The sequence below is a fragment of the Candidatus Phytoplasma tritici genome (assembly GCF_000495255.1).
GTDB classification, from domain to species: Bacteria; Bacillota_I; Bacilli_A; order Acholeplasmatales; family Acholeplasmataceae; genus Phytoplasma; species Phytoplasma tritici.
Genome location: NZ_AVAO01000003.1, coordinates 13327 through 27883 on the forward strand (window position 1 = coordinate 13327; position 14557 = coordinate 27883).

At 28.7% G+C, this 14557-nt stretch carries 14 protein-coding genes; 8 read left to right on the forward strand and 6 right to left on the reverse strand.

Annotated features, from left to right (window positions below; all coding sequences use genetic code 11):
• Nucleotides 1-21: 21 nt before the first annotated feature.
• Nucleotides 22-1749 (reverse strand): glutamine--tRNA ligase, encoded by a 1728-nt coding sequence (glnS, locus tag N747_RS0101300; RefSeq protein ID WP_024563473.1) that lies wholly within the window; start codon nucleotides 1747-1749, stop codon nucleotides 22-24.
• A gap of 1412 nt (nucleotides 1750-3161) precedes the next feature.
• Here glnS and dnaX point away from each other — a divergent pair.
• From dnaX to N747_RS0101340, 7 genes are all read left to right on the forward strand, one after another.
• Entirely contained in the window at nucleotides 3162-4400 is a 1239-nt protein-coding gene (dnaX, locus tag N747_RS03630) for a DNA polymerase III subunit gamma/tau (protein WP_024563474.1), read from the forward strand.
• Between the two features lie 154 nt (nucleotides 4401-4554).
• Complete coding sequence (locus N747_RS03800; RefSeq protein ID WP_240992292.1) at nucleotides 4555-5049, forward strand: hypothetical protein; 495 nt, start codon at nucleotides 4555-4557, stop codon at nucleotides 5047-5049.
• Between the two features lie 12 nt (nucleotides 5050-5061).
• Nucleotides 5062-5346 (forward strand): YbaB/EbfC family nucleoid-associated protein, encoded by a 285-nt coding sequence (locus tag N747_RS0101320; protein WP_024563476.1) that lies wholly within the window; start codon nucleotides 5062-5064, stop codon nucleotides 5344-5346.
• A gap of 123 nt (nucleotides 5347-5469) precedes the next feature.
• Nucleotides 5470-5979: a DNA-directed RNA polymerase subunit delta gene (rpoE, locus tag N747_RS0101325; RefSeq protein WP_024563477.1), complete on the forward strand. Its 510-nt coding sequence runs from the start codon at nucleotides 5470-5472 to the stop codon at nucleotides 5977-5979.
• Nucleotides 5980-6151: 172 nt separating this feature from the next.
• Entirely contained in the window at nucleotides 6152-6886 is a 735-nt protein-coding gene (locus tag N747_RS0101330) for a CDP-alcohol phosphatidyltransferase family protein (RefSeq protein ID WP_024563478.1), read from the forward strand.
• Nucleotides 6887-6898: 12 nt separating this feature from the next.
• Entirely contained in the window at nucleotides 6899-7903 is a 1005-nt protein-coding gene (locus tag N747_RS0101335) for a phosphatidylserine decarboxylase (protein WP_240992293.1), read from the forward strand.
• Nucleotides 7896-9506, forward strand: coding sequence for a CTP synthase (locus N747_RS0101340; RefSeq protein ID WP_024563479.1), 1611 nt, complete (start codon nucleotides 7896-7898; stop codon nucleotides 9504-9506). The genes N747_RS0101335 and N747_RS0101340 overlap by 8 nt, the downstream gene beginning before the upstream one ends.
• Before the next feature lie 53 nt (nucleotides 9507-9559).
• Here N747_RS0101340 and N747_RS0101345 read toward each other — a convergent pair whose 3' ends face one another.
• The 4 genes from N747_RS0101345 to plsX form a co-directional block, all read right to left on the reverse strand.
• On the reverse strand, nucleotides 9560-10018 hold the full coding sequence (locus tag N747_RS0101345) for a hypothetical protein (RefSeq protein ID WP_024563480.1): 459 nt from the start codon (nucleotides 10016-10018) through the stop codon (nucleotides 9560-9562).
• Between the two features lie 131 nt (nucleotides 10019-10149).
• On the reverse strand, nucleotides 10150-10770 hold the full coding sequence (locus N747_RS0101350; protein WP_240992294.1) for a DnaD domain protein: 621 nt from the start codon (nucleotides 10768-10770) through the stop codon (nucleotides 10150-10152).
• A 4-nt stretch (nucleotides 10771-10774) separates the two neighbouring features.
• On the reverse strand, nucleotides 10775-11485 hold the full coding sequence (gene rnc / locus N747_RS0101355) for a ribonuclease III (RefSeq protein ID WP_024563482.1): 711 nt from the start codon (nucleotides 11483-11485) through the stop codon (nucleotides 10775-10777).
• A gap of 5 nt (nucleotides 11486-11490) precedes the next feature.
• A complete protein-coding gene (gene plsX / locus N747_RS0101360) occupies nucleotides 11491-12579 on the reverse strand; it encodes a phosphate acyltransferase PlsX (protein WP_024563483.1) in 1089 nt (362 codons plus the stop codon).
• Nucleotides 12580-13190: 611 nt separating this feature from the next.
• On the opposite strand from plsX, the gene N747_RS0101370 reads away from it, so the two are divergent.
• A complete protein-coding gene (locus N747_RS0101370; protein ID WP_024563484.1) occupies nucleotides 13191-13529 on the forward strand; it encodes a hypothetical protein in 339 nt (112 codons plus the stop codon).
• Between the two features lie 98 nt (nucleotides 13530-13627).
• Here the strand turns inward: N747_RS0101370 and N747_RS0101375 are convergent, their stop codons facing one another.
• Nucleotides 13628-14395, reverse strand: a complete 768-nt coding sequence (locus N747_RS0101375; protein ID WP_024563485.1) for a TatD family hydrolase — start codon at nucleotides 14393-14395, stop codon at nucleotides 13628-13630.
• Nucleotides 14396-14557: the final 162 nt, after the last annotated feature.

Genomic DNA, 14557 nt, shown 5'->3' on the forward strand with positions numbered 1-14557 from the left:
GGTGATTTGGTGGGATTTATTTTAGGTTTGATTTTGTTTTGGTAATTGTGTTTTTTCGGTTTTTTGAGGATGTGATTTTAAGCTTACTACTTCATTGAAATTAAGTTCTTGCGTTTTCTCATTTGTGTCTTTGATGATTTTGTCTGCTGCAAAATAACCTTGTCTTAGAAATTGAAAATGGTTTTGACAACAATAACCTTTTTGTAAACTTGATTCTACAAAACCTTTTTTGATATGCCAGGATTTATCGTTGAAATTGCCATTTTTGCAAAGTAGTGGAGCAAAAAAATTAAAAGTGGCTTTGCAAGCAGTCTTTGCTTCTGTAAAATGAATAGTTCCGTTTGGTTTTCTGTCTTTAAAGCCACTGCCGCTTTTGGTCTGGGGGTCATATGTGGCAAGAATTTCTGTTATTTCTCCTTTATTGTTTTTTACAACGTCGTAAGCTTTAACAAAATAAGCATGAAATAATCTTACTTCTTCGCCCAAAGTTAATTTTTTATAATTTTTATCTGGTTTTTTGATTGCAAAATCGTCTTTTTCAATGTAGAGATGACGGGAAAAATAAATTTCTCTTTCTTGGGTTTGTTCTTGGGTTTTTTCAGGGTTTTTTCCTTGGGTTTGTGGTTCATTTCCACAATTACAAGTATGAAAATTATTAGTCCAAGGAGCTTTGAGAGTTTCTATTTGGTTTTCGGGAAAGTTAGTAATAGTAAGTTTGAGAGGGTTTATGACTGCCATGCGAGGCAAGGATTTTCCTTTGAGATCGTCTCTTACAAAAGATTCTAACATTTCTTGTTTAACTTGCGAATTTACTTTGGATAAGCCTGTTTCAATAACAAAATTTTTGATAGCTTCAGGAGTGTATCCTTTTTTGCGTATGCCTGATAAAGTTGGCATTCTAGGGTCATCCCAACCTGTTACTAATTTTTTTTCTACCAAATTATTAAGGTGCCTTTTGCTCATCAAAGTTTGTGTGAGATTAAGTCTTCCAAATTCAATTTGGCGTGGAGTGTGTTTGGCTTGTGTTTCTTTGATTATCCAATCATATAAAGGTCTGTGATCTTCGAATTCCAAGGAACACAAAGAATGTGTGATTTTTTCAAAGGAATCTTCCAATGGATGAGCGTAATCATAGGTAGGGAAAATATGCCAATGTTTTTGTTTCAAAGTAAAAGCAGAAAGAATACGGTATAAAATGGGGTCTCTTAAATTAAGGTTAGGACTTTGCATATCAATTTTGGCACGCAAAACTTTGCTACCTTCTGCAAATTCGCCTTTTTTCATTTTTTCAAATAGCAAGATATTTTCTTCAATACTACGATTGCGATAAGGAGAATTGATGCCTTTTTGTTTTAAATTACCACGACTTTGGACAATTTGTTCAGCTGTTTGGTCATCAACATACGCTTTTCCTTGTTTGATTAAAAAAATTGCCATTTGATACATTTGAGGGAAATAATCTGAGGCAAAAGTGATTTTGTAAGGAGTGTAGCCCAGCCATTTGATGTCGTTGAGGATGGCATTAACATAAATTTGTTTTTCTTTGGAAGGGTTGGTGTTATCATAGCGTAAAATGGTTTTTCCTTGAAAAAAATGTGCCAATTCAAAATTAATAATGATGGCTCTGGCGTGTCCTAAATGTAAAAAACCATTGGGTTCGGGTGGGAAGCGTGTAATTATTTGGCTGCATTTTTTGCTTTGGAGGTCTTTTTGAATGATGGTTTTGATGAAATTTGATTGTTTTTGCATTTTATAAGTCCTTTTTTTTTATTTGGTTTAATTTGAGTTCTTGGGTTATGTTTGGTTAATTTTTGCATAGTTTTTAGTTAAGTTTTAATAATATTTTTTAATTAGAGATTTTGTATTTTGAAAATTTTTATTTGGGAATTTTAGTTTTTGTCTCCAATTTTTTATTAGGTTATTTAGGTATTCTATTTATGATTCGAAATATAATTAAGGATTTTAAAAATAGACTTCCAAATATCACTATTAATATCATATCCTTCATATATTTTAATCAAAACACTCTATTATATTATACTAGTATTTTGAAAATATTTTTCATTTTAACCTAACTGTTTTATTTATTTAAATAAATGAATAATTTTTTAAAATATCAAAGAAAAAATAGATTTTATATAATTTCAAGATCACATTATTAAACTTTTAGAGATAACAAACAAGATAATAAAATCGATATTATAGTTTATTAATATAAAAAAAATATAAATTAATTGAATCTCAATTTATCATAAAAACTAGACAATTAAATATTTTTTGAAATAATATAAAGCCCAATTTTTAAGTTGGTTTTTTGTTATATATGTTAAACTCTAATTTTGTAATTTTTCTCTCTTATGATATGTTATAATAAAATCATAAATATTAATTTTGTTTATTTGTTAAATTATCTTAATTAGTAATAATTTTTTAAAGCATAAATTAAACTTAAAAAAAGATTTACAAAATATTAAAAAAATAAAAAATTGGATTAAAGTTATGATTAATGAAAGAAACACAGAAAATTTAGTACGCGACGATATATTAGAAGAGAAAGGATATCAAAATAACAAGAATATTATCATAGAAGAAAACAAAAATCTAAGAATTCCAAAATTAATAATTTTACTTAAAAATGATTAAAAAAGTGGTAATGGTGAAGGGAAACCAGATTTTATTATCAGTTTTTTAAATAAACTCGACACTTTAATTTGAATAAATGATAGAATAGAAAAAAGTAAAATTAAATTACCCATAGATATTCATCAAAATCCAGACTGGAAATTCATAGAAGAATATATTAAATCTTTGAATTATAGTTTTAATTTTAAATCGATAAATCATTCAAAAGATGATGGTTATTTTTTTGTTGTATTTTCCAATAACCATTTTTTAATTCTCCTAAATATTAGTTAATTAAAAAAATAATGAAAATAATTAACAAGATCAACTTATAAAGTTGATCTTGTTTTGTTTTGTTTTAAAAAAGTTGAACAGTGTGCTTATATATTTAAATAATTAAACTAAATTAAACCTTTATTTTCATATAATAATGTGTTATAATATTTAGGAGATTTTTTGTATATAAAAAATTATTTATATTATAATTTATCTAGATTTATTGTTGTGTTTTGTGCATAATTTAATAAAAGGAGTTTTTAGTGTCTTATTTAGTTTTATATAGAAAATACAGACCACAAACTTTTGCAGATGTTGTCGGTCAAGAAATTATTATCCAAACTTTAAAAAATGCCATCAGATACCAAAAAATCAATCATTGTTATCTTTTTAGTGGCAATAAAGGCACTGGAAAAACTACTTTAGCCAAAATTTTTGCCAAAGCCATTAATTGTTTGTCGCCCAATAAAGGAGATGTGTTTTGTTCGTGTCATTCTTGCCAAAACTTTGCCAAAGCAAACACAGACATCACAGAAATTGATGGCGCTTCTTATAATGGGGTTGACGAAATCAGAGAATTACAGGATAAAGCCCAATACAAATCTAACACAGGCAAATATAAAGTCTACATTATTGATGAAGTTCACGTCCTTACGCCCAACGCTTTTAATGCTTTGTTAAAAATTTTAGAAGAACCGCCCGAACATGTAGTTTTCATCTTAATTACTACTGAAATTTATAAAATTCCTGACACGATTTTTTCGCGTTCCCAAAGTTTTGCCTTTGAGAATTTGAACCTCAAAAACATCACTTCACAATTAACCAAAATTGCTGCTTTGGAAAATATATTTATCACCGAAGACGCTATCAAAAGCATTGCTTGTCATTCGGAAGGTGGCATGAGAAATGCCCTTAGTTTGTTAGATCAGGTAAGTGCTTATCAAAACAATTTGATCACTTCAGAAGATGTTGCAAACATCAAAGGTACAGTATCTGCCAGCTTTATCAAAAAATTGTTTCAAAATATACTAAAAAAAGAAGCGATTAAAACATTGCAACTCCTTCATAAAGCAATTGATTCGGGCAAAAACATTGATCTTTTAATTTTAGATTTAATTGATGCTATCAAAGATTATTTAATTTGTAATGCCAAAAATAAAAAAGATTCCAAAACTTTGCAACTTTCCCAATCCCAAAAAATATTATTGTTAGAAGAAACAAACCACATTGATTATTTTTTAAGAACCTTAATTAAACTACAACAAGACCTCAAAAAAAGCGATCAAAAAAAATCTTTGGTAGAAATTGCCTTTTTGCAAATATGCTCTTTACATTCTTTTCAATTTCAAGTTAATTTACAAGAAACCCAACAATTTGTAACAAATAAAACAAAAATTTCCAATAATGAGCAAGCATCACTTGAATTAGATGAAACAAATGCCGAAGAAAATTATGAACTAACAAAACCCATCCAAAAAAATACAGAAAAAAAAAACCTTTAACGAAACAGAAGAAATTGAACCAACTCAACTTACTCCAATAGAAAATAAAAAAACACCAAAAATAGAAAAAAAAGAATATCTGAATCCATCCCTAAAAGATTTACAACCTCAAAATTCACAACAACCATCCCCCAATAATTCTACTATCTCTGATTTGATATCATTTGCAATTAATATTTTATCTAATCAAGACGAACCAACCAAAAACATAATAACAAATTTTTGGAAAAATTTAAAAAATCATTATTCTGCTCATAGTTATTATAAAAGTGTAGCCGAAATTTTGTATAGAGGAAAAATAGTTGCTTTGAGCCAAACCCAACAAATGATTTTAGTTTTTGAAGATGAAGATGTCTTTGAACTTGTTTTACAAAAAAACACCAAACAAAAAGTTTTGGAAATTTTGAATAATGACACTTTTGTAATTACAGACTACATTGCTTTTTTAAAACAAGATTGGCAAGCCTTAGAAAATTTTTACAACAAAAATCATCCTCATTCAAACCCAAAATTAATTGCAAAATTTATAAATACTTGCAATTTTGATCTTGACTTGTATCAAATCAAAGCGACCCAATTAAGCAAGCCTGCTATTATCCAACTAGCTTATGATTTTTTTGGCAAAGATATAGTAGAAATAATTAACTAGGAACAAAAAATTATGGAAACAAAATCTAATATATTTGAAAAATTAAAAAAAATACAAGAAGTAATTGAAAATGCCCAACAACAATTGGAATTACAAGAATTTATTGGCAAAGCAGGGGATGTAGAAATTGTTTTACAAGGCACCAAACAAGTCGTAGATGTTATTATTTCTCAAATTCACAGCAAAGCAATCCTCCAAGAAAGCGTTTTGTTAGCTTTTAATGCTGCTTTAAAAAAATTAGAAAGAAAATCTAAAGAACTCATGCAAAAAGCATCTGGAGATTTGATAGAATTCTAAAATTTTTGCCCCCCTTTTTTATATTTTTCATTTCTTTATTTAGTCCCTCTTTTTTCTTTTTATTTTATCGCTTATTATCATTTCCCAAATCCCAAATATTATTACATTAAAAGAAGGTATTTTATGAAAAAAACCAAAACTCCAAAATCACTTTTGGAAACTGCTTATGACATCATGAAAAAACATCAAAATCCTGTTTCAGTCTATGATTTATTAAAACAAACATTGCAAAAACACCAAATCCCAAACAACAATCCCAATGTAGCTAATCAACTTTATTTAGACATAACTTTGAGCGGAAAATTTGTTTTTTGTGAAAAAAATCAATTAATTATTAAAGAAAATAATAAACTTTTTTGGGATAAAGATTTTTTTGAAAAAACTAAAACTGCAAACGACGAACCTCTAGACGAAGATACCAATTTACAAGAATTAGATTTTGAGGATTTCCTTTCTGACAAAGACATTACCCAAACTGATCCTCTACAAGATGATTTGCTTGATTTAGAAGACGAAACTTCAGAAGATAAAAACAAAGACGATGACAAAATTGAAGATGATATTGTTTTAGAAGACAAAGATGATTACGAAGATCCATTAGAAGAAGAATACGAACATCTTTATGAAAAATAATTATTACTTTACAATTCGCATTTACAAACAATCAATAATTATCAAGTTTTTTAAGTTTATTGATATCCTTTATTCTTGATGGATAAGGGATTTCCCCTTTTTTTATTTCTCCAAACTATAAACAACCAAAAATGGTTTAAGAAAAAACATTAGTAAAACGAGGTTAAATAATATGTTTTTAGGTTTTTATAATTATACAACTTATTTAACTTACCTAAATTTAATGAGTGGTTTTTGTGGCATTGGATTTGGTGCTTGCGGTAAATACACCTCTGCTTCAATTTGCCTATTAATATCAGGCGTTTGTGATATGTTTGATGGTGTGGTAAGCCGAACCAAAAAAAATCGCAGTCAAGCAGAAAAAAGCTATGGCATTCAAATTGACTCTTTAGCCGATATAATAAGTTTTGGTGTCCTTCCTATTTTTATTAACTATTCTTTGAGTTTCAAAGATAAAACTTCAACTCTAAATAAAGAATGTTGGCTATTTCCGATTGTTTGGATAGTCTGGGGTTTTTATCTTTTGGCAGCTTTAATTAGACTTGCTTATTATAACGTTTTAGCTGAAACCCAAAAATACGACTCCCAAAATCCTTCTTATTTTACAGGTTTGCCTGTAACTGCAGCTGCTATTTTATTTCCTTTTTTATTTTTAGCTAAGTTTATTTGCAAAACTTGGGATTTCAAAAGTTTAGGATTTATCGAACAAAGACTTACTTTTTTTTGGATTCATTTTGCCTGCATGTTGCTTTTAACTTTTTTATTTCTTTGTAAAAAAATCCATTTCTCCAAGCCAAAAGCCAAAACTACAATAACAATTATTTTATTATTAGCACTAAATTTTATCCTATTTATGTTGCTTAAAATCTTATTAAAATATTTGTTACCAATAACAACTATAAAGTGAGTAATTTACAATATGAAAATAGTTAATTTAGAAGGCAAAATTATTTGTCAAGACCAATCAAGTCGCCTGCAAAAATTTTTATACACAAACTTAGAAAAAAGCTTTTGGAAAAGACTCCTTCTCAAAATTTTGATCACTAAACCTATTTCTTGGTTAGTTAATTTGTATTTTTATTCTCCTTGGTCATGCCAATATGCTTTTAAAATCATTGAACAATACCAAATTGATTTAAACTTATTTGAAAAACAAAAATTTAGTTCTTATAATGATTTTTTTACAAGAAAATACAAAGAACTTGCCATTCCTCAAGACAACTTTGCTTTTATCAGTCCTTGTGAATCCAAATTAAGCATTTATCCTATCTCCAAAAAAGCAATCTACTGCATCAAAGAAACCAATTACAGCTTAGTTGATTTATTGCAAAATCCCACATTAGCTCAAGAATACGAAGAAGGATATTTGCTTATTTTTCGCCTAGAACCTCACGATTATCACCGTTATCTTTTTGTAGATGAAGGTTTTTTTCAAATGCCTCCTTGCAAAATCAAAGGAAAATTACATACAGTAAATCCCATTGCCTTTGAAAGTTTTGATGTGTTTAAAACCAACACCCGCGAATATAGCATCTTACAAACTAAAAATTTTGGTAAAATAGTTCAAGTAGAAGTAGGAGCCACATTGGTAGGAAAAATCCAAAATCATCCTTTACAAACGTTTTCCAAAGGTCAAGAAAAAGGCTATTTTGATACAGGCGGATCTACCATTATTATCTTAGTTAAAAAAAATATAGTTGCATTTGATCCTCGCATTTTGGAACATACCCAAAAAAGATACGAAACCCAAATCCCTATTTTAACTGTTATTGGTAAAAAAATAATTCCTACAAAGATCCATCAAATCACTTATAAATCCTCCACCTTTGAAACCATTACACCCCCCAACCAAAATAAAATAAAAACTCCAATTGCACCACACAAGCCAATCAATAAAGAAAGTGAAGTACAAACACTTGAATAATAAAGATTTAAAAACTAAATTTATTTTTATTACTGGAGGAGTTGTCTCAAGCCTAGGAAAAGGTATCACTGCTGCTTCTATTGGTCAAATTTTAAAAAATAGGGGTCTTAAAGTAAGTATTCAAAAACTAGATCCTTATATTAATGTTGATCCTGGAACAATGAGCCCTTATCAACACGGTGAGGTCTTTGTCACTGATGATGGTGCTGAAACTGATCTTGATTTGGGTCATTATGAAAGATTTTTAGATGAAAACATGAGCAAAAAGTCAAACGTCACTGCAGGGCAAATTTATCAAAGTGTTATCAATAAAGAACGTGAAGGTAAATACTTAGGTAAAACCGTTCAAGTAATTCCACACATCACTGAAGAAATCAAACAAAAACTAATTGATGCTGCTCTTTTTCATAAATCTGATGTTGTTATTGTAGAAATTGGAGGCACTGTAGGAGACATTGAATCATCGCCTTTTTTAGAAGCTATCAGACAAGTTCGTTTTGATTTTGGTTATCACAATGTTTTATACCTTCACACCACTTTAGTTCCTTATTTAAAAAAAGCCAAAGAAATTAAAACTAAACCTACCCAACACAGTGTTAAAGAATTACGCGCTTTAGGAATACAACCCCAAATTTTGGTCTTACGTAGCGAAGTTCCTATCAACCAAGAAACCAAAAATAAAATTGCTGCTTTATGTGACATCAATCCACAAGCTATTTTTGAAGCATTAGATGTTGATATTTTATATCAAATGATTCTTAACTTGAACCATCAAGGAATAGATGATTTTATTTTACAACATTTTAAACTTACTAATTTTACAACCGCCGATTTGCAAGCCTGGCAACAACTAATTACACGCATCCAAAATTTAGAAAAAAAAGTAGTCATTGCTCTAGTAGGTAAATACATTGTTTTACATGATGCTTATTTATCAATTTTAGAAGCTCTTAAACATGCTTCTTATCAATATAATTGTAAAATTGAAATTAAATGGATAGATGCTGAAAAAGTAACGTCAGATAATACTTCTTCTTTTCTTGAAGATTGTGATGGTATCTTAGTTCCTTATGGTTTTGGTAAACGCGCTATTGAAGGCAAAATTTTAGCCATTAATTATGCAAGAACTAACAATATTCCTTTCTTTGGAATTTGTCTAGGTATGCAGTTAGCAGTTATTGAATATGCCCGCAATGTGTTGCATTTACAAGATGCCAATTCTTTGGAAGTGGATGAAAAAACACCTCATCCTGTAATTACTAAAAAAATAGTTGATAGCAATTTAGGAGGCACCCTGCGATTAGGTTCTTATCCTTGTCATCTTAAAGCAAATACCAAAAGCAAATCTATTTATAATCAAGAAATAATTTATGAAAGACATCGTCATCGTTTTGAAATGAATCCTCATTATGTTGCTTTATTTGAAAAAAATAATGATTTTGTTGTTTCTGGAATAAATCAAGAACAAAATCTTTGTGAAATTGTTGAGTTAAAAAGCCATCCTTGGTTTATTGCAGTACAATTTCATCCTGAGTTTTTGTCAAGACCATTAAAACCACATCCTTTATTTAAAGGTTTTGTTGCAGCGTCTTTATTAAATTAAGAAAATAAATAATTTATAAATGAAAAAACTACCTTTTAAGGTAGTTTTTTCATTTATAAATTATTTATTTTTTCTTGGAGGTTTTTGGTGTTATCGTTTTGAAATAATTTTTTTATTTCTTTAAAAGTGTCGTCAGTTGCTTTATTATCTGGTTCTAATTTTTTATAAGCGTTGTCTTTTGCTTGAACAATTTTGTCGTATAGGTCTTTTACTACTAGGTATTCATCGCTGGTTGATTCTTTATAATATTCAATTATGTGTTTATTTACTGCTTCTAAATTAGTTTTAATGCTGGCAAGTTTAGAATTAACATTGCCTTTATTTTCTTCTTTTTTTAACTTTTCAACTGAATTATACAAATTTTGAGCTGCTTGTTTTGCCCAAACTTTTTTAGGAGAAAGCCAGTTAACAGGATTAAAAGAAATATAAAAACCTAAACCTATATAAAGAGTAATAGTAATAAAAATAGTTCCAGTAATGATTTTTCCTTGTTTGGTTGCTAAAAATTTCATCTTTATTGTGATTCCTTTACTAGTTATTTTTTTTATAAATAAAATAATTGAAATACTAAAAAAATAATTACATAAGTAATTATAACACATAAAAAGAATAAGATTGACTTTTTGTTTGCTCAAATTGAGTGTTATTTTCTTTTTTTAAAAAGTTTTGCTAAGGCTTTGTCTGCTTTTTCATCGGGTACAACTGTCAAAAATTTCTTTTTGCCAAGCAAAGTATTGATGTAAAAAACAGAGGTTTTTTTAACATAAAGAGCTTCTTCAATTGTGTTTTTAATTTCTTCATGGCTAAATTCTTGGTCTTGATACCAATTTCTAACTAAGTCTAATTCGTTAGATGTGAGATTTTGTCCTTTGTTTTGCTCTAAACATTCAATAGTTTGTTGGATGAAGGTAAGTTGGTTTTGGCGTTTGGATTCGCGAATTTGGTCTTGATAGATTTTTTCTAGCTTGGCAAAAGTGGGGTGAAGTGAAAAAACTTCAATAATTTTATGGTTTTTGGTTTCTTGTGAAAGGTCAAAAAAATCCTTTGACATCAATTGTTCTAAAATATGTTCTACTTCTTTTTTAGTGATGCCTGCTTTTTTGGCTAAAGCGTTGGAAGAAAAGACACGTTTTTTGGAAAAATCTAGCAAGAATAGCAAAATAGTTAGTTCAGGATAAGTTAATCCTAATTTTTGATATTCTTGGATTAACATTTTTTCTACTTGTAAAAAACCATCTTCGTAAAGTTTTTGAAAAATAACCATATTATTATTTAAGCTCTTTTTCTTTGCCGACTTTGTTTAGGTCTTTGGGTGTGGCAATTTTGGATAATGCTTTTTGGGCTGCTTTTTGCTCAGCGGCTTTTTTAGTGCTACCTTCACCTGTTCCTAAAAGATTTTTTTCTAAATAGACTTCTGCTACAAAATTTTTAGAATGAGCAGGTCCTTGTTCTTGGACTATTTTATATTGGATAGTTTTTTTTTCTGACTGAACTATTTCTTGTAATTGAGTTTTAAAATCAATAATATAGATAGTTTTTTCTAAGTGAGGCAAGACAACATTATGAAAAACTTTTTTGGCTGTTAAATATCCTAAATCAAGATAAATAGCACCAAATAAGGCTTCAAAAGTATCTGCCATAATACTTTTAGCATTAAAATCTTTGTTTTTTTCACCTTTACCTAAAAGAAGATAATTTTGCAATTTAATGTTTTGAGCGTAGATGGTAAGTGACCTTTCACACACCGCTTGAGCTCTTTTTTTAGTCATAATGCCTTCGTCTTCTTTGGATTGGGAATAAAGATAGTCAGCCATAAGTAAACCTACGATGGCATCTCCTAAAAATTCAAGTCTTTCGTTGTCTTCTTGGGGTGGGTTTTGTTCGTTAGAATAAGAGCTGTGGGTAAGAGCCTGTTTGTAAAGGGAAAGGTTTTTGGGAAAAATATTTAGGGTTTGAAAAAGGATTTGGATGTTTTTCATAGAGATTAACTTTCTTTTGTGGTTTCGGAAGTTTTGGGAGTTGTTTTTGTTGTTGAGGTTTGTTTAGTTTGGTTTTCTTTGTTTTTTGCATTTTCTAAGGCATGAGAAATTTTTTGATTTACTTGGGCTTTAATTAGTTTTTGAGTTTGTAAAATAGCTTGGTAAAAAGCGTAAGCTTGCGAAGAACCGTGAGCTTTAATGACAATTTTGTTAAGTCCTAAAAGCATAGCTCCTCCAATTTGGCGTGGGTCTAGTTGGTTTTTTAATTGTTGTAGTGGTTTTTGGAACAAAGTTTTAGTGGCAATTTTTTTGATAAGATTTTTAGTAAGGATAGTTTTTAGGTGGTTCATGAAATTAAGCATTGTGCCTTCATAAGTTTTTAAGGCAATGTTGGCAGTAAATCCGTCACTTAACAAAATATCTGCTGAAGTGGTAAGAAGGTTTTGAGGTTCTTCGTTGCCGCCAAAATTAAGATTGGAATCTTGGGATAAAAGTTGGTAAGTTTCAAGTTCCAAAGCTCTTCCTTTTGTGGGCTCTGTTCCGATGTTAAGTAGTTTTATTTGGGGATTTGGAATTGCTAAAATTTCTTTGGCAATAATGGTGGCATAATTTGCAAAAGTGTGCAAATGCTGGGGTTTTAGTTCGGTGTTAGCTCCTGCATCTAGCAAAATTCTTGTTCGATTATCAAAGGAATTAAACATAGGGGCAATGGCAATTCTTTGCATTAAAGGCATTTTTTTAAGAATAAGATGACTTGCTAAGACTAAAGTTTGTGTAGCGCCCGCTGAAACTACTCCTTGAACCTCGTCTTGTTTGGCTGCTTCCAGAGCTAAAAATAAAGAAGCATTAGGAGTTGTTTTCAATTGGTCTCTTATATTTTTGTCGGCTGATCCTAAAAAATAAGGGGTGTGTTTGATGGTAATTTGCTTGTTGCCAAAAAAAGGTGTTTTTTCAATAAGTGGAGTTATTAATTTTTGATTGCCATATAAAACAACGTGAAGTTCTGTATTTTTATTTAAGGCAAGTAGGGTTCCTTTGACAATTTCTAATGGGGCAAAATCGCCTCCCATGGCATCTATTGCTATTTTAATCATAAAAAAGCTCCTTTCTTTTTTGTATTTTGTTTTTTTGAAATTTTATTTTGATTTTTTAGATTAAATTGTTTTGTTGTTAAATGAAACGTTTGATGTTTTTTAAGTTTGGTGTTTTTAAAAAATATTTTATTTTTATCAAATCAAAATATAAAGAGGCAAAAAATAAAAATGGGTCTAACCCACAATTTGGTTGTTTCTTTTGTGAAGTTTTGAAAAATTATAATTCATAATAATAAATTACTTTGATAATGATTATCTTCTAGTCTTTTTTGAGTTAAAATTTCAAAGCATTTGAAATTAAAAGAAATTTAAGAAAAAACATTATCAAAATAATTTTAAAATTAGCAAGATCTTGGCAAAAATGTGGCATTTGTAAAAATAAAGAATTTAAATAACGCCATCAAAGGTTTGTTTACAAATAATTATAGAAATAAAAAGATAATTTGCTATAATAGTAAATGAAATGTTAAATAAAAAAATTACATTAAACAGTTCAATATTATTTTATCATATTAGGAGATAATTTCATTATTTTAAGTTTTTAAGTAAGAAATTAAAATTTAAAAGTAACAATTTTATCAACAAAAAATTGTAAAAGGAAGTGTTAGAAAATGGAATACATGCAACAAGCAACTGAAGTTAAAAATTTTTATTTAGAAGTAAAAGTTAGATATTTAAAACAAAACAGTAGTTCAAAAAGACAATGGTTTGCTACTAATGTTTGTATAGGAACTGATAATTGTAAACAAAAATATGATGAAGTTCTTATGAATTTTACTCATATTGATGATGATAATCCTGAGTTTTTCTTGCAACCAGGACAAGTTATTAAAGTTTTAGAAGGAAAAGTTAAACAAAGTAAATGTGGTACTTTTCCTGAAGTTTGGTTAGATGTAGATAGTTTTCGCCAAACTGATGAAGAAGAAAAAAGCAAAATCAACTTCGTATAAGTGGAGTTGATTTTTTTTTATTATATAAGGGATGTTTTTGGGTGTGATTTTGAATTATTCTATATTTCAAATATTTTTTGTGGATATACCAAAAAAGATTAAAAAGAATTTTTATTTAAAAACAACTTAGATACATTATTACTTGTTTGAGTAGCAACACATTGCAAAGAAATATTTCTTAATTGAGCAATTTTTTGGGCAATTAATTTGATATTAGAAGGCTCATTGGTTTCATTTTGAAATGGATAAGGAGTTAAATAAGGGCAATCAGTTTCTAATAAAATTTTATCTAGAGGAATAGTTTTTGCAATTTCATGGGCAGCTTTGGCGTTAGGATAAGTAACAAATCCTCCAATTCCAATGTAAAAACCTAGTTCCAAAGCTTTTTGGGCTTCTTCTAAACTAAAAACTAAACAATGAAAAACTCCTCTAACTTGATTGCGATAAGGTAGTAAAAGTTGATAAATTTCTTCAAAAGATTTGCGTGCATGAATAATGATAGGTAAGTTATATTGGATAGCGATTTTAACTTGTGCTTGAAAAAACTTTTTTTGGATAGCTAAATTATCTTGTCTGTGATGAAGATCAAGACCAATTTCTCCTATAGCAACTGTTTGTGGATGATTGAGGTATTTGATGATACTTTCGGGAGTTTCTTGGGAAAAATCAGAACAAGGATGAATCCCAAAAGCTACCATCACTTCTTTATATTTATTAGCAATTTCATAGGCTTTTTGGTTAGTTTTTTCATCCATGCCTATAACAATCATTTTTTTGACATCATTATTCCAAGCTTTTTGAAAAACATCATCTAATTTATTTTTATATGTTTTAAGATTGAGATGAGTGTGAGTGTCTATTAACATTTTTTTATGTATTCCTTTTTTGATTTGAAGGGGTTGGGAGATTGTTGTTTTTGTTGTTATTTATAAGTTTTAAAAAATGGTAAATATAAAATTAGATTAAAGAAGTTAATTGAGATTTGTTAATTTAATAGGGCAAATTATTTTGCAAGGTTAAAAAATAAT